This window comes from Staphylococcus delphini, assembly GCF_900636325.1.
GTDB classification, from domain to species: Bacteria; Bacillota; Bacilli; order Staphylococcales; family Staphylococcaceae; genus Staphylococcus; species Staphylococcus delphini.
This window is the reverse complement of the sequence record NZ_LR134263.1, coordinates 446,730-467,329: the sequence shown is the minus strand read 5'-3', so window position 1 is coordinate 467,329 and position 20,600 is coordinate 446,730. Positions and strand designations below refer to the sequence as shown.

The window sequence follows — 20,600 nt, the reverse complement described above, 5'->3', positions numbered from 1 at the left end:
AACTTCACTGCTGATATGATGAATTACTGCGCAGTTGCACTGTCCTTATCAAGTACTTCACGTATCGTCGTTAAATATGCTTTCGTCGCTTCGATACCTTCTTCGTTAAAACGGCGAACGATTTCACTTCCGATAATGACACCATCAGCCACTTCGATGATGTCTTTTACGTGTTCAGGTGTACGAATACCAAATCCAGCCATCACTGGCACATCACTATGTTGTTTGATATCTGAAATATTTTGTTTCAATTCAGGATGGAAATTGCCGTTTTGACCTGTAATTTGATTCATTGTGATCGTATAAATAAACCCTTCTGCTGATTGAGCAATACGTTGACGTCGTTCAGGTGCAGCAGTCATCGCAATCAGTGAGATGAACTTCAACTGACGCTCTGGATAACGGGCTTTCAATTGTTCGATATATTCAAACGGCATGTCCGGAATGATGAGCCCTTCTACACCGGCTGCTTCTGCTTCAGCCATAAATGCCGCTTCTCCATAAGTTTCGATGGTATGATAATACGTCATTAGTAAATAGCGTGTGTTCAGCTGACCGTTCACTGTTTTCAGCTGATCAAAAATTTTCTGGGCCGTCATCCCTGCTCGAATCGCCGCTTGTCCTGCTTCCATAATGATTGGACCATCCGCGACAGGATCAGAAAATGGGATGCCGATTTCAACATAATCCGCGCCAACATCATCTAATGCTTTCAATTGTGCTGTAAACTCTGGACCACCCATAATGTACGCTACAAATTGTTTCGTATGCATCGTTACGCCTCCTTTCCTTCCATATAAGATTTAATTGTTTCCATATCTTTATCACCACGACCTGACACTGTTACGACGAGAATGTCATCTTTATTCATTTGCGGTGCGAGCTTTTCAACATAACTTAAAGCATGGGCACTTTCAATCGCTGGAATAATTCCTTCCGCTTTCGTGAAACGTACGAGTGCTTCCATCGCTTCTTTATCGTCAGCAGTGACATAATCGACGCGCCCAATGTCATGGTAATAACTATGCTCAGGGCCCACACCCGGGTAATCAAGACCTGCTGAAATAGAATGTGCCAATTTAATTTGATGATTGTCATCTTGAATCAAATACATTTTCGTTCCATGGAGCACACCTTTTTTCCCTTTATTAATCGCTAAAGCATGTCGTTCTGAATCGATACCTTCCCCTGCCGCTTCAACGCCGTACAATTTCACTGATGCATCTTCAATAAATGGATAGAACGTACCAATTGAATTGGAACCGCCACCGACACACGCGACGACGGCATCCGGTAAACGTCCTTCTTTTTCTTGAAGTTGTGCTTTAATTTCATCTCCAATGACACGTTGGAAGTCACGCACCATCGTCGGAAATGGATCCGGTCCGAGTGCTGAACCGAGTAAGTAATGTGTATCATCGACATGTGCGACCCAATATTGAAGGGCTTTATTCACCGCATCCGACAACGTCCCTTGTCCATCTGTTACGGGTACGACTTCTGCCCCGAGTAATTCCATCCGAAAGACATTCAGTTGTTGACGACGGATATCTTCTTCTCCCATAAAGACAACGAGTTCCATATCGAATAATGCTGCAATTGTTGCACTTGCGACACCATGTTGACCCGCACCAGTTTCAGCGACAAGCTTCTTCTTACCCATGCGTTTCGCGAGTAAAGCTTGACCAATCGCGTTATTGATTTTATGCGCCCCAGTATGATTCAAATCTTCACGTTTTAAATAAATTTTCGCGCCCCCTAATGTTTTCGTATAAGAATCGGCATACGTGAGTGGTGTTTCGCGACCGACATAATGTTTTAAATAATGATGATAATCACGTTGAAATTCAGGATCCTGTTTTGCCGCATCATACGCCTTTTTCAATTCTTCGATGGCTGGCATGAGCGTTTCGGGTACGTATTTGCCCCCATACTCTCCGAAAAATCCATGTTCATCTGCTTCTAATTGAATGTTTTTCATTGTCATTCTCCTTTCAAAAATTTTGCAATATATGCCATTTTGTCATGATCTTTTTGCCCTTTTGCCTTTTCAATGCCACTTGCAATGTCAATGCCCGCAATATTCGGGTGCTGTTGGATTAACTGCTGTACATTGTCACTGTTGACGCCACCTGCCACCAAATAATTCGATGTCGACAATGCATCCAACACACGCCAATCAAATACTTGTCCTGTGCCTCCAAAAGCGCTAGACGGTGTATCAATTAACAGTCGCTCAACAGCATTCCCATAACGTTCGATGTTGTCCGACAATTTTTCATCGGCAGGAATCGCTTTAAACAGTTGTATGTCAGGATAGCGCGCTTTTAATGCAGCAATCATGTCTATAGATTCGGTACCATGAAATTGTATCGTATTAATAGCAGTTTGTTCGATGATGGCTTCTAGTTGTGCCATCGTTGCGTTTACCGTCACTGCCACGCGATCCATCGTTTCAGGAACGTGCGCAGACAGCTTTTGAAGTTGTGCTAAATCCACGTAGCGTGCACTTTTCGGGTACGTGATAAATCCGACTGCTTGTATATCGTGTTGGACTGCTTCTCGGACGTCCGCTTCTTGTGTGAAACCGCAAAATTTCAAATACATGTTACACCTCTTTACGCAATTTAAAGCTTTGGAGTTGTGCTTGAGGATCATCCGCTTTCATCAATGTTTCACCGACGAGGACGCCCGCAATCCCAGTTGGCACAAGCGTTTCGATATCCGCCACCGTTTTAATGCCACTTTCTGAAATGTAATGAATCCCTTGTTGTCGTGAAGTTAAAATTTGTCCGGTATGACTGACATCAGTCTTAAAACTTCGCAAATTACGGTTATTTATACCTACAAATTGCGGATGAACACGGTGCGCTCGTGCTAGCTCTTGTGGGTCGTGCACTTCCACGAGTACTTCTAAGCCAAGACCTGTCGCATAATCATGTAATCGTGCCAATGCTTCATCCGTTAAAATGTTGACGATGAGTAAAATCATCGACGCTCCCGCTTTTTTCGCCACATCGATTTGTCGTTCATCAACCATAAAGTCTTTACAGAGGACCGGCACATCCGTCTGTTTTGTCAAGGCTGCCATCCGTTCATAACTGCCGCCAAAATAATGTTCATCCGTTAAAATCGATATCGCCGACGCCCCTCCTGCTGTATACAGTCGTAATTGTTCCTCTAAATTGCGTTCCGGTATATCTGAAACGGTCGGGCTTTTTGACTTAATCTCCGCGATTACACCAATTGTACGGTCATTTTCAAATTGTTCCGCTACAGTCGGTTTGTGCGACACAGCCACTTCTTCTAAATTACTCAATAACGCTTCATAGTATCCTTCAGTGAGTAACTGCTTTTTATATTCGACAATATCATCTAAAATCGTCATACCACTACACCTCTTGCTTGTTCATATTGTTTGAATGCAGCGCCTGAATCAATGCATGAGGCTGCATGGGCAATCCCTGCTTCAATCGTGTCGACAATTTCTGCTGTGTAAAACGCAAGTCCTGCATTGAGTAACACGACGTCTCTTCTTACAGATTGGTCCGTTCCATTTAAAATGTTTAGTGTTATTTCCTTATTCTCTTCTGGTGTCCCACCTCGAAGCGCTGCATCCGGTGCATAACGTAATCCATAATCCGTCGCATTTACTGTATATTCACGAATCCCTGTCGTTTGGTCCATTTCAACGATTTGATTGTCACCCGATAACGTCGCTTCATCCATGCCGTTCGCCCCATGAATGACAATAGCTCTTTTACGCCCTAATCGCTGTAACACTTCAGCAATTTTCATCATTCTCGTCGGATCAAACACCCCCATCGACTGATAATCTAACGCAAACGGATTAATGATCGGGCCCACAAGGTTTAAAATCGTTGGACGCCCCACTTTCACACGGACCGGCTGCATATTTTTCATCACCGGATAAGATTCTGTCGCACTGACAAAAGCCAAATGTGTGTCTTTTAACTGTTGCATCACAGATTGTACAGGGGTCGTCGCTATGCCCATTGCTTGTAAAATATCCATGCCGCCTGATTGTGACGTGACACTTTTATTACCGTGCTTAACAACTTCTATACCACCACTTGCCGCCACAAATGATACGGTTGTAGAAATATTGAAACTATTCGAGCCATCGCCACCTGTCCCGCAGACACACATACTGCCTGGATATTGGGGTTGTTCTGGGTACATCGTATGAATCAAGTTTTCACATAACGCATACAATTCTTCTGATGTTTCACCTTTCATCGTGTAAGCGACAAGCAATGCGACTTTATCTTCTAACGGCGTCGTTTCAGATAATAACGTTGCTATATACGCGCCCATTTCTTCATGATTAAGTGCTTCAAAGTTCATCATTTTATTCAGTAACGTCATGTGTCAACACACCTTTCTTTACGATTGTTAAAAAGTTTTCTACAATGCCTGCTACCGCGATACTTGCGAATGATTCCGGATGATATTGAATGCCGTAATGCGGTCGGACTTGATGTTCAAACGATTGAATACTGTCGCTTGTTCTACCGGTAATATGGATCACTTCAGGTAACGACTTTTCTTCACAAATGAGTGAGTGATAACGCATAATATCAGAATGTTCTGAAATTCCTTCGTATAACAATGTCGGCTTTTCAAATTGTAACGTATCAATTTTGCCATGCATGACTTTTTCCGCGACGACGACTCGGCCACCATAATACCGATACAATGCTTGTGCACCGAGACAAATTCCTAAAATCGGTATACCTTTAAAATGATCGATAATCTCATGGAGCCGCGTCGTATCATCGGGATGACCTGGACCAGGCGAAATAACAAGTGCATCTGGTTGAAGGTCATACAATGTGTCGTCATCCGGATACTTCACCACAACATCTTCCTTTAACCGAAACATATCGACGAGGTTATACGTAAACGAATCATAATTATCAATGACTAAAATCATAGCGTGACCTCCAATAAACTTTTTGCTTTCAGTTGTGTTTCTGCCAATTCTTTCTCTGGAACTGAATCGTAAACGACACCACATCCCGCTTCAGCATGCACATGGGTCTCATCAATGACCATCGTCCGAATCGCGAGTGCTAAATCTAACGTATGGTCGCAATTAATATAACCGACGCCACCACTATATACCCCACGTTTCAAAGGTTGTGTTTCATAAATGCGTTGAATCGCACGTAATTTCGGCGCACCTGATACTGTTCCGGTCGGTAGTAAACTCGCAATGACATCAATAGGTGAAAGTGTGGGGTCCACATCACCAATGACTTCACTAACAATATGCATCACATGTTCATAACGTTCTATCGTCATCAGTTTCGTCAATTCCAAACTTCCCGGTCGTGCAATACGTAAAATATCATTCCGTCCTAAGTCGACAAGCATTCGGTGTTCACTCAACTCTTTTTCATCACTCAACAAGGTTTCTGCTAATTGTTGATCTTCCTCATCTGTAGCGCCCCGTTTAATGGTTCCTGCAATAGGGTTCGTCATCACTTTGCCTGCTTTCACTTTCACAAAACTTTCAGGAGAACTGCCCACTAAAATAGGACCGCCCATATTAAAATAAAACATGTAAGGACTTGGATTGTTCCGCTTCAATTTTTGATATAACTGATACGTCAATGGATGCAACTGTTCACCAAAATGATGTGCATAACGATAAATGCGTGATGGGACGACTTGGAACATATCGCCTTGTTGAATGCGTCCTTTAAATTGCTGTACTTGTTCAATAAACGTTGCTTCATCAATGTTCGGCTCAATCACTTTGTTTGGCAAATCAGGCACTTGTGTCGTTTCAAACAACTCAATTTGATCGAACTCAGCAATCATCTCATCTAGACGTTCATACAACGCATTTTCCGATGCTTTAGAAAAAAGGTTGGTCGCAATCACGTAAATTTGTTCTTTATAGTGATCAAATACATATACCGATTCAATCATGTAAAAATGGACATCATGCGTTGTACCCGCTGCCGGATATTGTTGGAGCACTGGAAACGCGTGTCGGACTAAATCAAAACTACAATAACCGACAAAGCCTGAAATGAAAGGTAATACCTCAAGCTCTGGTTCAGAAATCTGTGCGTGATATTGCCCTACAAAAGCTTTCAATTGCTCAAACGGTGCAGTCGTTTCTTGAATCGTTTGATGCGGGGTTAAAATGCTTAATTCTGATTCTGTTAAAACGACTTCACCATAAGCATCAAAAGCAACAACAGAATATCGCCCTTTCGTTTGTGATGTTGTGGCACTTTCTAATACAATTTTATGTTGACGATGACGTGCTAAGGTTTCTGGGTTAATCGGTGCATCTAAAACGCGGTAAACAATGTTCATAGGGCTCCTCCTTCAATTTTCGGTAATAAAAAACGCGCATGATTGTCCTCCGAAAAGGACGCTCACACGCGGTACCACCTTTGTTAACAGTATTGTCACTGTTCGCTTTAAGTTATGATTCAGTTGGTTGCTTCAAGTAAGACCCAATTCATTTGAGGTCGGTATAGACTCGCATCAACCGTCTATTTTCTGGAACTACCGATTGTTCAAATTACTTATTCTTACCTCACAATTGTTGGTTTCGGTTGAAAGGAACACGATTCACTTTCTTCCGTTTATAAGACATTTCTTTAATTTTTGGAGATGGGAAACAAAAGCATCAATTTTTTGTCCTATTAATCCTCATTTTCTAACAGTTTTAAAATCATTAATAAACCATCAATCTATGCAGAAATTGATACTAAAAATTTTCATCTCTCAACGCCTCACTACAACTAAACGAAGGTCATTAATGGTTTTGTGATCCTTTTTGCTAGCTGACAAAAACAAAAAACACCACAGTAGACGTCTCTTCTGTAAGGACGCGTTACCGTGGTGCCACCTTAGTTAACATGAATTTCTATCCCATGTTCGCTCTTTTGATTACAATTCAATTGGTCGTATATTGCGATTGCCCAATTCATCTCTACATTGTGCTAACTTGCATCAACCGTTAGCTTTCTGCGTGCTACATCCGTAAAAACTACTTATCAATCATACGTTTTATGAAGTTATCCAACACTATACATGCATTTCAATTTCATGTCAACCATAAAATTTTGCCCTCTACAACAGATTATTTGTTTTGTGCAGCAAAGGCTTTAGAAATTTCGTTTAAGTTCGCTGGTGCATCTAATACATCCATGTGAACCTCAACAACATGCATCGTATCAGGGTTTTGATTGATTTGATCCATTGTTGCTTTTAAGTCATTGGATGTTTTGACGTCATACGTTGGGATGTCTTTGTTGCCGAATAATGCTGGTAATAATTTGTAGTCCCACATTTGAATGTCGTTATATTTGGCATTTTCACCGTGAATTTTTTTCTCAACTGTATAGCCATCATTGTTAATAATAAAGATAACTGGATTTAAGTTTTGACGTACCATTGTAGACATTTCTTGTGCTGTTAATTGTAATGAGCCGTCACCAATGAGTAACACATGACGACGTTCTGGCGCTGCAAGTAAAGTACCTAATGTTGATGGGAGCGTATAACCGATTGAGCCCCATAACGGTTGACCGATAAATGTCGTACCTTCTTGAAGTGCTAAACGGTATGCACCAAAGAATGATGTCCCTTGCTCGCCTAACACAACGTCACCTTTGCGTAAAAACTCTTGCATTAAGTTGAAATAGTTTTCTTGTGTTAATGGTTCATCGTTATATACTGCTGCGGATACATCTGGCCATTGATATTGTGGGAAGTGGCCTTCATATTTGAAATCAATGTCTTTGAACGCTTCTACAATTTCAAGCAATGACGGTTCAGTTGTTGTATAGTCGCCTACTTTAACGTCGCGATGATTCAACGTTACAATCGCATCATTTGAGAATTTTTGTGAGAATCCTGCTGTTGCTGAGTCAGTCAATTTGGCACCTAAAGTAATAACCAAATCACTACCATCAACGTAATCACGGATATTGTCTTCTGCAATATATCCATCGTATACACCCATATATTGTGGACTTTCTTCATTAAACGCGCCTTTACCGAGTGACAATTGTGCGACAGGTAAATTTAATTTTTCGGCTAATGCTTGGATATCTTTTTGTAAACCATAGCTATTGATTTGATGTCCGACAATGAGGGTCACTTGTTGTGCGGCTTGTAATCGTTTTGTTAATTTTTCTACTACAGTTGAAACATTTTCTGCTTTTTGAGTTGTAGGATATGTGACGTCATCTGGTACTTCAATTTCTTTAGCTGCGATGTCAATCGGTAAGTGAACGTGTACCGGACGTTTTTCTTCAGTTGCCACTTTAATGATACGTGGGATTTCTGTTAATGCATTGTCTACAGTTAATACTGTTTGTGCTTCAGTAATTTGTGCATACATTTTTTGATAGTCATCAAATTTGCCGTTACCTAAAGAATGGTGCACGTATTTGCCTGCTTCTTCAACCACTGTCGTCGGTGCACCTGTAATTTGTATCACAGGGACATTTTCTGCATATGAACCCGCGATACCGTTAACCGCACTTAATTCACCGACACCAAACGTCGTTACCATAGCGGCAAGTCCGTTCAAACGTGCATAACCGTCTGCGGCATAACTTGCATTCAATTCATTCGTATTGCCCACCCATTCTAACGTCTTATGCGCTTCAATATCATCTAAAAATGTTAAGTTGAAATCACCAGGAACGCCAAAAATTTTATCAACGCCTTGTTTTGCGATTTCATCTATCAAAAATTGCCCAATACGTTTTTTCATCATTATCCCGTCCTTTTTCTCTTTATTGATTACAATTTACATTTTATACGCATGCGATAACAAAGTCAACATTATTGACCTATAAGCGTATATGCCTATTGAAAAACGATTTTGATACGCCTATACTTGAAAACAAACGAGGATGACTTGTACCATTGTCACTTTACTGAACTTAGCGCAAAAAATGTACGTCATGTTCATATGTTGCGATGTCATTTCACGAAAGGATCGATCACTATGTCAAAAGTAAAAGGATTATGCCTAACGCTCACTATTGCCATTATCGCTACCCTCTTAGGTCACTTTTTTCCAATTGTAGGGAGTGCGATTTTTGCGATGGTCATCGGCATGATTTTGAATAATACGTTAAAACTATCCGAATCATTCAAACCCGGTATTCAGTATAGCAGCAAAAAAGTATTGCATTACAGCATCATATTGCTCGGTTTTACACTCAGTTTTCAATCAATCGGCACAGTGGGTCTCAAATCACTACCGATACTCATTGTGACTTTAATTGTTGCCTTTGTTGTGGTCACATTGTTAGTCAAGTTACTCCATATTGATTTACATACAGGGATTTTAATCGGTGTCGGCACGTCCATTTGTGGGGGTTCTGCGATTGCCGCAACAAGTCCCGTCATTAAAGCCAAAGACAATATCATTGCTTTCAGTCTTTCTACAGTGTTTTTATTTAACTTAATCGCGGTCATTATTTTCCCACCGATAGGCCACTTTTTTCATATGAGTCAAGAAGCATTTGGTTTTTTCAGTGGGACAGCGATTAACGATACATCGAGTGTCGTTGCAGCAAGTGCGTTGTATGGTTCAAAGGCACTTGAAGTCGCGACCATTGTTAAATTAACACGTACACTTTTTATTATTCCGATTACGATTGGTTTGGCATTTTGGATGGCTAAACGTCAACAAACGACAAATGACGGTGGCCAAAGTCAAAATATATGGGCGATGATTCCCAACTTTATTATTTGGTTTATTGTGGCATCACTGATCAGTACCGTTTTTAATTTTTCTGATGGTGTCATTACGATTTTCAAACAAGCAGCACTCTTTTTCATTACGATCGCACTTGCGGGGGTTGGTTTATCAGTCAAATTTAGCCAATTTAAACAAGCAGGTATTCGCCCTATCTTGTTAGGAATGATCACTTGGGTTGCTTTAATTGTGACAAGTTTGATTATTTTAGCGATGATTGGCATGTTGTAAAATCACTCTAAAGGGAGACATACTGTGCATTCGCACGATGGCCCTCCCTTCTTTTTCATTTTCTCCACCACGCAACAAACGTTGATTTCACGCCATTCTTAATCATATGCCTTCTTTTTTAACACTTAAAAATGCCACACTTTTTAACAAATCAGTTTAAAGAAGAAAAATTTTCCTACCCTACTTTAAAATTTAATTTTTATTGTTATAATATAAAATAATGTAACTTTTTCCTAGTCATCATAACTATATTGTTAAATTAATAATATATAACTTCTAAGATAATTAGATATAAATTTGCATAAAAAGTAAAACGTGTTTTATTATAAAAGTACAGTTAACACTAAAATAAGAAAGATTGAATTGCATCTTTACATTGTAAATCAGAGTTAACAAAGTTCAAAAAAACTTAAAGAAAAGATTTCGGTAAACTTAATACAATTAATTCATTCTATGATATGATATATACATTTAATATCATTAAGTGAAAAATCAAGTGTAATAGGACAAAAAAATTATATTCTATTTTTTCTGTTGTTCGTTTAGATAACACGGTATGATATGACGATTGCCCTTTCTCAATATGTATGACAGCAGCCCTTTCACTATAAGCTAGGAAGTGGCGATATTTTGCCAGTCATGAAACGATGCAATCAAAAGTGTTCGTGTGACAAATACAACAGGCCGACTCATCTTCATCTTCTGATGTCCATTCCACTATTCAACAAAAGGGGACTGCTTTACCTTTGTTTAAGAATACATATAAAAAAACATACTAAGATTAGCTGTGAAGAAATTTATGACGATAGATTTCTTCACAGCTATTTTTTATAGTTGTAGAGAGAAGTAGATCGAGCAGCTCCGTGGATCTTTGAATCCGTAAAATAAACTGATCAGCTTTACTCTCCTTTTGAAATTCGATTGAAGTATGTTGGGTTCTAGAAACCGTGTATAGGAAAATGAAATGAAAAAGGCTAAGTAAAGTTAAAATCTTCTCAATTCAATAAAGAAAGGTATGATTTTTATCAACTGTTTAGGCATTGATGTAAGTAAGTCAGAAAGTGTGGTCGCACATTATAAGGATGAAGTTTTGGTTAAAGAATTGGTCATTCAAAATAATCAAAATGGCTATCGTCATCTTGAAAATTATATCAAGCATCTTGATTCCCTATTTATCCTCTTTGAATCAACAGGTATTTATTCAAGGGGCATGAAACGCTTCTGTGCAGTTCACAAAATAGATTACTTAGAAATGAATCCCCTAGAAGCCAAGTTCAAAATGAGTTCATTAAGGTCATGGAAAACAGATAAATCAGACGCACATAAACTTGCACTTCTTGCCTTTAGAATGAAAGATTCAAAGGTACAACGTCAGTCTGAAGAGATATACTTTGAACTGAGAGAACGTGCACGCTTTCACTTAGAAATGGAGACGAACCAAAATCGTCTCAAAGTTGAGTTAGTCGAAACACTACATCAAACATTTCCAGGGTTAGAAAAGTTATTTACTAACAGATATTCAAAAATCGCATTAAATATAGCTAAAACATTTCCTCATCCTGATTATGTAAGCATGTTGTCTGATGATGAATTAGTCGAAAAAGTGCTTCATTCAACTGATAAAGGCATTTCAGTTAATAAAGCTCACAAGTATGCCCAAAAATTAATTGAGATCAAGAATAATAGTTTTCCGAATGTGGACAAGTCTTCTTTTCTAATAAAAAAAGTCCAATACCTATGTGACAAACTGCTTATTGCGATAGAAGAAAAGAAAGTATTTGATCAGGAAATGATTGATCTAGCAAAAAAAACGACTGAGTTTGAAAACATTATTTCAATTCCTGGCATCGGAGAACTCACAGCTGCATTGCTTATTGGGGAGCTTGGTGATATTAGAAATTTTAAAACAAATAAACAACTGAATGCATTTGTAGGTATTGATATTAAACGTTATCAATCAGGAACTTCAAAAAGTAGAGATACAATCAACAAAAGAGGAAATAAAAAAGCGAGACGTTTATTGTATTTGATCATTATGAACATTATTAGGGGAAGAAATCATTATCAAAGCCATATTGTGGATTATTATTACAAATTAAGAGAGCAGCCTCATGGGAAACCCCACAAGACTGCCGTAATAGCGAGTATCAATCGCTTATTAAAGACCATTCACTACTTGATAGTCAATGATAAATTATATGATTATCAGAAAGCACCCCACTAACGAAACCATATAATCATATACATCATAACACCTTATTCAAAAAAGTAAAAATTGGACGGTCTAGTTCAGTAATGTCATTTTTAATTAACACGCCCTTGACAAATCGTAGGAATAGGAGCTGGAGTAAATGATAAAACAACATTGGGCTCAAAAAGTCGTAAAAAAAGCGTCATCTATCATTAAAGCTGAAGTACTGATTACGAATCGGGGCGGTCAAATTATCGCAACGTCTAACCCTGATCGTGTGGGTGAAGTACATCAAGCTGCGCGTCACTCGATTGAACGTAACCTGCCCATCGATATTGAATTAGAAGATATGTCTTTTTGGAACGTACAACACCCCGGTGTTATTCTGCCTATTGAACTACATGGGAGGGTTTACGGCGCCTTACTCGTTAGTGGGAATCCTGACGAAATTCGTGCTTATTCACATTTATTAAAACTACATGCCGAATTTATCGTTGAAGAAGAGTTAGAACATTATTCTCGTTTTCAAGAAACTTTGTCACGTACACAAATGTTGGCACATATTTTATTCAATCCTGACGTTTACTTTCAAAATTACCAACGCAAAAGTTTGGTTGAGCGCTTAGGTTTAAATGATGAATTTACTGTTGCACTCATTTCTATGCAAAGTTCAAGCAAATCTAAAACAACCGCTTTACGAGATGCGTTACTAGCGTTGAGGTTGCCAGGGGATGACGTTGTCGAAATTTCGCCTCAGGAATACGTCTATATTGTCAAAGCGAACCCCAATCGTGGTAAATCTCATGAAGCATTGATTGAAGGCTTTGATAAAAATGTCCAAAATGAAGTGTTTGACCGTACACTCATTACACTAGGCTCATTTACAACTGGCATCAAAGGATTAGTCCAGTCCTATCATGAAGCGCGTTCGTTACAGTCCCTATTACACGATTTAAAAATCCAAGAAGGACTACATACTTATAAATCGCATGAACTCGCAACCATTTGTAATAATATTAAAAAGTTTACACCAGAAAACGAAACAACATTAGTCGCAAATTATAAAAAACTACTGCATTTAGGGGAAGATAAGTATTTAGGAGAAACTGTGGAAGCTTATTTTAGAAACCATGGCAAATTAGTCAAAACTGCGAACGATTTGTTTATCCACCGTAACACATTGAATTATCGTATTAAGAAAATCCATGAAATTACAGGTTGGGATCCGAATACGATTGATGGGATTGTGTTATTAAGAATTGCACAGTTGCTTTATGAAGGTTCGGAATAAATTTTTTATCCCATTTACCTCCATTTTTCAACTGTTTTATCACCAATAATGATATTAGTCCGAAAAAGGTAGGGGATGGGACATTAAAATTTTTGATGCTATTGATGAAGTATTTTTGTTGAACTTGCCCTCTCTCCACTAATTCTGCTTTTGATTGCCATCGTGGCTTCGCTTTCCTAGGGGCTGGCCCTTCAACTAAATTCGGCTTGATTGAAGTGTACACTAGATGGATGCCGAATTGGATTTTCCGGACCAGCTGATCCCTCAGGAGTCTCAGCCCTCTGGACAATCTTATATGAAATACAGCGAAACTGAGGGCAAGTTTATGAAATCAAGAAAACAATAGCATCAATTTTTTCTATCCCATTAGCCATCATTTTCCGACTGTTCTAAAGTCATTAATGAACCATCAACCTATGAATGGATTGAGGCTTGAAATTTTCTATGTCCTAACCCCTACTTTTTTGTGTCTCATTAAAAAAATGGTTATTGCTTAATTTGATACAAGTTCGGATGGATGCCAAGACTAGGTACGTCAAATCCAATCGTATGCACGGTCGCCTTCTCACCTTCACGAATGTCTTTTTGTACCGCCTGACTATCCCATTTGCCATGTAATAAAATATCACTGTTCTCTATCTTAATCGTACGATTGCCTTGTTTCAGTTCAATAAATTGTGTTGTGCCTGTCGTCATTCCATGATTTTCTCTATATTTTTCTACGACGACACCTTCATACGTGTGGCGGTTAAGTTCTGGAATGACAGTCCCCATACCGATAAATAAAATGAGTAAAATGATGCCAAATGCAAAGATCACCTGCATCACGCGATGACTGATTTTACGATATTTTGGAGATTTTTCGCCTTTAGTTTTTTTCATAGTTATCGCTCCTATCACTCGCATTATATCGGATATGCGAATCATTTCATAGTGCGATTACAAAATCATCATTATACTGCGTTCTGATAAGCTGTCGTACTTTCGATATACGCTTGACCGATACGTAACGCCGCTTGTCGACCACCCATAATATTGCGGGCAAAAGGACCTAATGCCAAGTCCGCTAACATGCCTGAAACATATAAACGAGGCACCCATTCCAGCTGTGTTGTCGTTTTCGGGTAACCTGCGACGAGTTGTGCTTCAGGTAATCGTAAAATGTCTTGAATAAGTGGTTGTGTCATTACATCAAGAACAAAGCCCGTTGCCAAATAAATGCCATCGTATGCCACGCGCGTCTCTCCAACAACGATACAATGATCTTCTAGTCGTTCGATAGGCGTATGGTGCACGATCAAACGGCCTGCTTTTTCATAATTTTTCAATGTCATATACATATCTCTCGGCATGGAGCCTTTATGACGTTCTTGTTTGTTAACGTGAATTCTTTCCGCTAACGGCATCGCTTCAAAAGGCTTCATATTTTTCGGACCTAACCACGCCGGATCCGCATCGAAATGATGGACATCAAAAGGCTTCTTCATCCATAAATGAACAGTTTTATCTGGACTTTCTGTGAGCAATTTAATAGCAAGATGCCCTGCCGAAATCCCACTTCCGACCACATGAGAACCTTGCATCGTTGTATCGAGGTCACGACTGTGAATATGTTGCACGTGCGGTTGATCTTGAAATGCAGGTGGAATGAACGGCGTATGGTGTGTCCCCATAGCTAAAACGACGTGTTGTGTTCGAATTTGTTGCTGATTGTCTAATGTAATTTCCCAATCTTCACAGCAACGACATAGATGTATTGCCTTTTGACAAATATGACATGTCTCTAAACCGTAATGACGTATCCAATGACGTGTATGGTCGAAAAACATATCTAATCTTGGGCGTTGATACGGACCAATCATTGGTTGTGTATAGCCTTCTTGTTTCGCGAATTTTTTCAAATCAAAAGGTTCAGGATGACAATGATGCACTAATGGCGAACGTAAATAAGGCATCTCGATACGCGCTGTTTGTCTATCAAATTGATCTAATAAATGAGGATGTGGATCAATCATTCTCAGTTGTTCCACGGGTAATCCGAGTTGTCGGAGTTGTAATGCAATCGTCGTCGCATGCACACCCCCACCGATAATAACCCATTCGTATGTCATAGGACTCACTCTTTCTAAATAGTAATAATTACGATTTATAATAAAGGACTTTGACGTACGAATCAAATGTTTTCTTAAAAAGAGATGTCGGATTTCCTCGTTATAAAAAGGAATGTATGACATTTAATATACCTTCTTCAAAAATCGCGATACCTCTCAACTCAAAAAAGAGTTAAGACGTCATTTACTTAACGCCCTAACTCTTTTAATACTCACTCTCATTCAATTAATTAATCGGTGCACCACCCGTGATACCATAAACTTGCCCTGTAATATAGCTTGCGTTATCAGAAGCAAGAAGAACATAAACATCCGCGAGTTCAACTGGTTGACCTGCACGCTGTAACGGTTGATTTTGACCAAATTCAGGGATACTTTCTTGCGGTTGACCTCCTGAAATTTGCAATGCCGTCCAAATCGGACCAGGCGCCACTGCATTGACACGAATGCCTTTAGGTCCTAGTTGCGCCGCGAGACTTTTCGTTAATGAAATGTTACATGATTTGGTCATCGCATAATCTACTAAATGTGCGCTTGGTTTCACACCTTGAATCGATGACGTTAAAATAATGCTCGCACCTGTTTCGAAGTATTCTAACGCTTGTTGGATTGAATAAATTGTTGAGAACACATTCACTTCGAACGTATCCGTCAATTGTTCGGCAGATAAGTTTTCAATTTTATGTTCGAATTGTTGCATCCCCGCATTTAATACGAGAATATCTAAACCATTGAGTTGTTCATATGCATCTTTAACCATTTGTTTCGCATATGTTGCATCTCGCAAGTCACCTGGTAACAAGACAGCTTTTTGACCTGCTTTTTCGATGACGGCTTTCACTTCATCCGCATCGGCTTGTTCGTCAGGATGATAAGCAATAGCAACATCCGCGCCTTCTTTCGCATAAGCAATCGCTGCTGCTCTACCAATACCTGAGTCGCCACCTGTCACTAATGCTTTTTTGCCCACTAATTTGTTTGCACCTACATACGTTTCTTCTCCACAATCAGGTACAGGCGTCATTTGATTTTGTAAGCCTGGATAAGGTTGATATTGTTTTGGAAAGTCTTCATTGTAAAAGCGGTTTGTCGGATTATTTTGAGTCATGATAAAACTCCTTTTCAATCGTTTACTGTTGAAATTCCCGCTATCCCCTCGAAAGAAACATTCATTTTGAAGAGGATGGGGAAAAATTTTTGATGCTATTGATAAGATATGTTGTTCAACTTGCCCTCAATGATTTTAGGTTTTGATTGCCTTCATGGCTTCCCTTTCCTAGGGGCTGGCCCTTCAACTAAATTCGGCTTGATTGAAATGAACACTTGATCGATGCCGAATTGGATTTTCCGGACCAGCTGATCCCTCAGGAGTCTCAGCCTTCTGGGCAATCTTATATCAAAAACAGCGAAACTGAGGGCAAGTTTATGAAAGTAAGAAATATAATAGCATCAATTTTTCCATCCCATTCATCCTCATTTTCCGACTGTTTTAAAGTCATTAATGGATCTTCAATCTATGAATGGCTCGGGCCCAGAATTTTCAATATCCTAACCTCTATTCCTATTGTTCCTCCTGTTATGTTCAACGTCTCAACGCTAATTTAAACTCACTCTTTTTAACACCTTTTACATAAACGATTTTTTTATTTATAGCAGCATTTTTAAATGATACTCTTTTTAATTGCAAATTCTAACGAAAAGGCATACCCTAACTGTCGAAAATCGCGCCTCAAAATAAGTCATTTTACACTTAGGAATAAAAATATAACACTTAGGCAAAAATATACTTTACAATTTATCAATTTATTAAAATTTAAACATACCAAAAGTTAAGGAGTTGTTTAAATGTTTAAATTGTCAAAAAAAGTTTTATTCGGTACTTTATGTTTATCAGTATTATCTTTATCTCCAAATGTATATGCTGAATCGTCGTCGGAAAAGCCACTAGAGAAAAACTTTAAAACCACAGTCAAATCAAAAGCAGATGCAAACAAAGCCTTGAAAGAATTGCCAAGTGATGTGAAAGACAATTATAAGGATTACGATGTAGTCGATGCACTCACTGACGACCTGGGTTACACACACTACACGCTTCAACCTGTTGTTGATGGTGTTCATGCGAAAGATCAAGAAGTGAAAGTCCACGTTGATAAAGAAGGACAAGTTGTTCTTATTAACGGTGCAGTTAAAGCAGAGAAAGTCGATCCAACAAACAGCGTATCTATTTCTAAAGATGCTGCCCTGTCAACTGCCTTCAAAGCGGTAGATATGAAACAATCTGAAGCATCAAACTTAGATGAAGATGTCGTTAAAGTCAATGATGTCGAAATTGATGGTGAAGACAACAAATACATTTATCACGTAGAATTAGTAACAATGGAACCCGATGTATCGCACTGGGATCTTAAAATTGATGCCCAAACAGGAGAAGTTGTAGAAAAAACAGACTTAGTTGCCCATGCAGCTGCAACAGGTACTGGTCGTGGTGTTCTAGGTGACACGAAACGTATTAATATCAACTCTATTGATGGTGGCTATTCATTAGAAGATGTGACAGGTTCTGCAGTAATGGCTACGTATACGTTTAATCCTGCTACAGGTTCTGCAGACTTAATTACAGACAGAGACACAAACTTTACAGATGACTACCAACGCGCAGGTGTCGACGCAAACTATTACGCGAAAAAAGTATATGACTACTACGCATCAAAATTTGATCGTCGTTCTTATGACAACAGAGACAGTGATATTATGTCAATTGTGCATGTCAATAACTTCCAAGGTCAAGACAACCGTAACAATGCCGCTTGGATTGGTGACAAAATGATTTACGGTGATGGCGATGGCACTACATTTACAGCATTATCTGGTGCAGATGACGTCGTTGCACATGAAATTACACACGGTGTGACACAAGAGACAGCTGGACTTGTTTACCGTGGCCAACCAGGTGCTTTGAACGAAAGTATGTCTGACACATTTGCTTACTTTATGGATCCAGACGATGCCTTAATCGGTGAAGATGTGTATACACCAGGTCGCCCGGGTGATGCATTACGCAGCATGTCAAATCCAGAACAATTTAACCAACCGGGCCATATGAGAGACTATGTCAACACATCAAGTGACCATGGTGGTGTACATACGAACTCAGGTATTCCGAATAAAGCTGCTTACCTTACTGTTGATAAAATCGGTCAACAACAAGCTGAACAAATTTATTACAGAGCATTAACAACTTACTTAACTTCTACTTCAAACTTTGCAGATGCCAAAGTGTCATTAGTACGTTCAGCATTAGACTTATATGGTGAAGACGTAGCAAGTCAAGTCGAAGCTGCATGGGAAGAAGTAGGCGTATAATTGTTTGCCTTAACCTTGACAACTGAGTTACAACACAAATTATCCGATGAATTCCAATGCCACAATTCAACGAGATGACGCTAAGATTAAAAGTGACATCGTAGCATTGTTGACAAATTCTCGGACGGTCATACCCACCATACCTTAACCCCCTTAAACATGAAGAGGACTGGGACATTTCATAAGTGCCCAGCCCTCGCTTTTTTATAATTGCATGTAGACGATATGCGTACGTAAATATTCTTCTAAACCATGCTTACCATCAGCACCACCGATACCAGAATGTTTCACCCCAGCATGGAAACCTTGCATCGCTTCAAAATTTTCACGGTTAATGTACGTTTCACCAAATTCAAGACGATCCACTGCTTTAAATGCAGTTTGTAAATCTTTCGTATATACAGAAGATGTTAAACCGTATTTCGTATCGTTCGCTTTTTCAATTACTTCATCAAAAGTTTTGAACGTAATTAATGGTAAAACTGGACCAAAAATTTCTTCTTGGACAATCTCCATATCGTTCGAACAACCATCAATCACTGTTGGTGGATAATAGTAACCTTTTTCTGTCGGCAACTCACCACCGAGTAAAAGTTTGCCTCCCGCTTCAATCGCACCTTCGACGAGACGATGGACATTCGCTTGTGCCTTTTTGCTGATCAATGGTCCCATTGCACTGTCTTGATGCACGTTTGGATCGCTGTATTGCACACTTGCCATTTTTTCAACAAGCTTTTCTGTAAATGCTGCCTTCACATTTTCATGCACATATACACGTTCTGCACAGTTACACACTTGACCTGTATTGATGATACGAGATGCGACAATATTTTCAACCGCAGCATCTAAATCTGCATCTTCAAATACGATAGCCGGCGCTTTACCACCAAGTTCTAAATTGACTTTCGTTAACGTTTTACTTGCAGAAGCCATCACTGCTTTACCAGCTGGCTCACTTCCTGTTAACGACACGAGTGCAACTTTGTCATTGTTCGCTAACACTTCACCAAGGATACGACCTGAACCGTTAATTAAGTTGAAGACCCCTTTCGGCAAACCAGACGCATGCACAATTTCAGCAAAAATTTGTGCATTAATCGGCGTTTCCACAGACGGCTTAATGACAATCGTATTCCCTGTTAATAAAGCAGGTGCCATTTTACGCGCAATTAGGAAAAATGGGAAGTTCCACGGTAAAATACCCGTCGTCACACCAAGCGGCTTCTTATACAAGAAAATATGTTCATCTTGGCGATCACTTTGAATAATTTCACCTTCATAACGACGTGCCCACTCAGCCATATAATCTAAGTAATCCGCAGTAAAATACACTTCAGTTTCCGCTAGCGCATGCACTTTACCGCCCTCTTGAATAATTGTTTGCGTAATTTCTGCAGCACGTTCACGAATGCCTTTTGCGATTTCACGTAAATAAGCACCACGTTCCACAGCAGCTAACGTCGCCCAAGCTTGTTGCGCCACATCAGCATGTTCAATCGCTTCATGAACTAGCGCCACATCCCCTGTCGGCACTTGCGCAATCACTGCTTCAGTCGATGGATTCACAACATCAATCACTTCATCTGCATGACCTTCTAAAAATTCACCATTAACATAGTTTTTTAATACCTCAACCATACG

At 39.4% G+C, this 20,600-nt stretch carries 16 protein-coding genes; 4 read left to right on the top strand and 12 right to left on the bottom strand.

Translation table 11 applies throughout. The annotated features are described in order from the left end of the window. Window positions 1-23: 23 nt before the first annotated feature. From trpA to EL101_RS01950, 8 genes are all read right to left on the bottom strand, one after another. Window positions 24-773, bottom strand: a complete 750-nt coding sequence (gene trpA, locus EL101_RS01985; protein ID WP_096598218.1) for a tryptophan synthase subunit alpha — start codon at window positions 771-773, stop codon at window positions 24-26. Between the two features lie 2 nt (window positions 774-775). Further along, window positions 776-1,981: a tryptophan synthase subunit beta gene (gene trpB / locus EL101_RS01980; RefSeq protein WP_096598220.1), complete on the bottom strand. Its 1,206-nt coding sequence runs from the start codon at window positions 1,979-1,981 to the stop codon at window positions 776-778. Window positions 1,982-1,983: 2 nt separating this feature from the next. Beyond that, window positions 1,984-2,607 carry a phosphoribosylanthranilate isomerase gene (locus EL101_RS01975; RefSeq protein ID WP_096598222.1) on the bottom strand — a complete coding sequence of 208 codons (624 nt, stop codon included), beginning with the start codon at window positions 2,605-2,607 and terminating at the stop codon, window positions 1,984-1,986. Between the two features lies 1 nt (window position 2,608). Next, window positions 2,609-3,388: an indole-3-glycerol phosphate synthase TrpC gene (gene trpC, locus EL101_RS01970; RefSeq protein ID WP_096598224.1), complete on the bottom strand. Its 780-nt coding sequence runs from the start codon at window positions 3,386-3,388 to the stop codon at window positions 2,609-2,611. After that, window positions 3,385-4,389 (bottom strand): anthranilate phosphoribosyltransferase, encoded by a 1,005-nt coding sequence (trpD, locus tag EL101_RS01965; RefSeq protein WP_096598225.1) that lies wholly within the window; start codon window positions 4,387-4,389, stop codon window positions 3,385-3,387. Before trpD ends, trpC begins: the two co-directional genes overlap by 4 nt. Then, window positions 4,373-4,957 carry an anthranilate synthase component II gene (locus tag EL101_RS01960; RefSeq protein WP_019165911.1) on the bottom strand — a complete coding sequence of 195 codons (585 nt, stop codon included), beginning with the start codon at window positions 4,955-4,957 and terminating at the stop codon, window positions 4,373-4,375. The genes trpD and EL101_RS01960 overlap by 17 nt, the downstream gene beginning before the upstream one ends. After that, complete coding sequence (locus EL101_RS01955) at window positions 4,954-6,357, bottom strand: anthranilate synthase component I (protein ID WP_096598227.1); 1,404 nt, start codon at window positions 6,355-6,357, stop codon at window positions 4,954-4,956. The genes EL101_RS01960 and EL101_RS01955 overlap by 4 nt, the downstream gene beginning before the upstream one ends. A gap of 775 nt (window positions 6,358-7,132) precedes the next feature. Next, complete coding sequence (locus tag EL101_RS01950) at window positions 7,133-8,779, bottom strand: alpha-keto acid decarboxylase family protein (protein ID WP_096598229.1); 1,647 nt, start codon at window positions 8,777-8,779, stop codon at window positions 7,133-7,135. A gap of 234 nt (window positions 8,780-9,013) precedes the next feature. Between EL101_RS01950 and EL101_RS01945 the strand changes: the two genes are divergently transcribed. The 3 genes from EL101_RS01945 (at window position 9,014) to EL101_RS01930 (ending at window position 13,485) form a co-directional block, all read left to right on the top strand. Next, entirely contained in the window at window positions 9,014-10,003 is a 990-nt protein-coding gene (locus tag EL101_RS01945) for a YeiH family protein (protein WP_096598231.1), read from the top strand. 1,024 nt (window positions 10,004-11,027) lie between these two features. Then, the gene (locus EL101_RS01935; protein WP_338419000.1) at window positions 11,028-12,227 is read left to right on the top strand and encodes an IS110 family RNA-guided transposase; all 1,200 of its coding nucleotides are present in this window, start codon (window positions 11,028-11,030) and stop codon (window positions 12,225-12,227) included. A gap of 127 nt (window positions 12,228-12,354) precedes the next feature. Continuing rightward, window positions 12,355-13,485 (top strand): sugar diacid recognition domain-containing protein, encoded by a 1,131-nt coding sequence (locus EL101_RS01930; RefSeq protein ID WP_096596456.1) that lies wholly within the window; start codon window positions 12,355-12,357, stop codon window positions 13,483-13,485. Between the two features lie 486 nt (window positions 13,486-13,971). Here EL101_RS01930 and EL101_RS01925 read toward each other — a convergent pair whose 3' ends face one another. The 3 genes from EL101_RS01925 to EL101_RS01915 form a co-directional block, all read right to left on the bottom strand. After that, complete coding sequence (locus EL101_RS01925; RefSeq protein WP_096596455.1) at window positions 13,972-14,367, bottom strand: hypothetical protein; 396 nt, start codon at window positions 14,365-14,367, stop codon at window positions 13,972-13,974. Between the two features lie 71 nt (window positions 14,368-14,438). Then, window positions 14,439-15,596: an FAD/NAD(P)-binding protein gene (locus EL101_RS01920; protein ID WP_096596454.1), complete on the bottom strand. Its 1,158-nt coding sequence runs from the start codon at window positions 15,594-15,596 to the stop codon at window positions 14,439-14,441. Window positions 15,597-15,822: 226 nt separating this feature from the next. After that, entirely contained in the window at window positions 15,823-16,707 is an 885-nt protein-coding gene (locus tag EL101_RS01915) for an SDR family oxidoreductase (protein ID WP_096596458.1), read from the bottom strand. A gap of 734 nt (window positions 16,708-17,441) precedes the next feature. Between EL101_RS01915 and EL101_RS01910 the strand changes: the two genes are divergently transcribed. Then, complete coding sequence (locus tag EL101_RS01910) at window positions 17,442-18,959, top strand: M4 family metallopeptidase (RefSeq protein ID WP_096596453.1); 1,518 nt, start codon at window positions 17,442-17,444, stop codon at window positions 18,957-18,959. Window positions 18,960-19,163: 204 nt separating this feature from the next. Here EL101_RS01910 and aldA read toward each other — a convergent pair whose 3' ends face one another. Further along, on the bottom strand, window positions 19,164-20,597 hold the full coding sequence (aldA, locus tag EL101_RS01905) for an aldehyde dehydrogenase (RefSeq protein ID WP_096596452.1): 1,434 nt from the start codon (window positions 20,595-20,597) through the stop codon (window positions 19,164-19,166). Window positions 20,598-20,600 lie beyond the last annotated feature (3 nt).

Excerpts from the sequence above, each read along its gene's own strand:
- trpA (WP_096598218.1), bottom strand. The coding sequence starts at position 773 with ATGCATACGAAACAATTTGTAGCGTACATTATGGGTGGTCCAGAGTTT.
- EL101_RS01910 (WP_096596453.1), top strand. The coding sequence starts at position 17,442 with ATGTTTAAATTGTCAAAAAAAGTTTTATTCGGTACTTTATGTTTATCA.
- EL101_RS01945 (WP_096598231.1), top strand. The coding sequence starts at position 9,014 with ATGTCAAAAGTAAAAGGATTATGCCTAACGCTCACTATTGCCATTATC.
- trpD (WP_096598225.1), bottom strand. The coding sequence starts at position 4,389 with ATGACGTTACTGAATAAAATGATGAACTTTGAAGCACTTAATCATGAA.
- EL101_RS01950 (WP_096598229.1), bottom strand. The coding sequence starts at position 8,779 with ATGATGAAAAAACGTATTGGGCAATTTTTGATAGATGAAATCGCAAAA.
- EL101_RS01925 (WP_096596455.1), bottom strand. The coding sequence starts at position 14,367 with ATGAAAAAAACTAAAGGCGAAAAATCTCCAAAATATCGTAAAATCAGT.
- EL101_RS01930 (WP_096596456.1), top strand. The coding sequence starts at position 12,355 with ATGATAAAACAACATTGGGCTCAAAAAGTCGTAAAAAAAGCGTCATCT.
- EL101_RS01960 (WP_019165911.1), bottom strand. The coding sequence starts at position 4,957 with ATGATTTTAGTCATTGATAATTATGATTCGTTTACGTATAACCTCGTC.
- EL101_RS01920 (WP_096596454.1), bottom strand. The coding sequence starts at position 15,596 with ATGACATACGAATGGGTTATTATCGGTGGGGGTGTGCATGCGACGACG.
- aldA (WP_096596452.1), bottom strand. The coding sequence starts at position 20,597 with ATGGTTGAGGTATTAAAAAACTATGTTAATGGTGAATTTTTAGAAGGT.
- trpC (WP_096598224.1), bottom strand. The coding sequence starts at position 3,388 with ATGACGATTTTAGATGATATTGTCGAATATAAAAAGCAGTTACTCACT.
- trpB (WP_096598220.1), bottom strand. The coding sequence starts at position 1,981 with ATGAAAAACATTCAATTAGAAGCAGATGAACATGGATTTTTCGGAGAG.
- EL101_RS01955 (WP_096598227.1), bottom strand. The coding sequence starts at position 6,357 with ATGAACATTGTTTACCGCGTTTTAGATGCACCGATTAACCCAGAAACC.
- EL101_RS01975 (WP_096598222.1), bottom strand. The coding sequence starts at position 2,607 with ATGTATTTGAAATTTTGCGGTTTCACACAAGAAGCGGACGTCCGAGAA.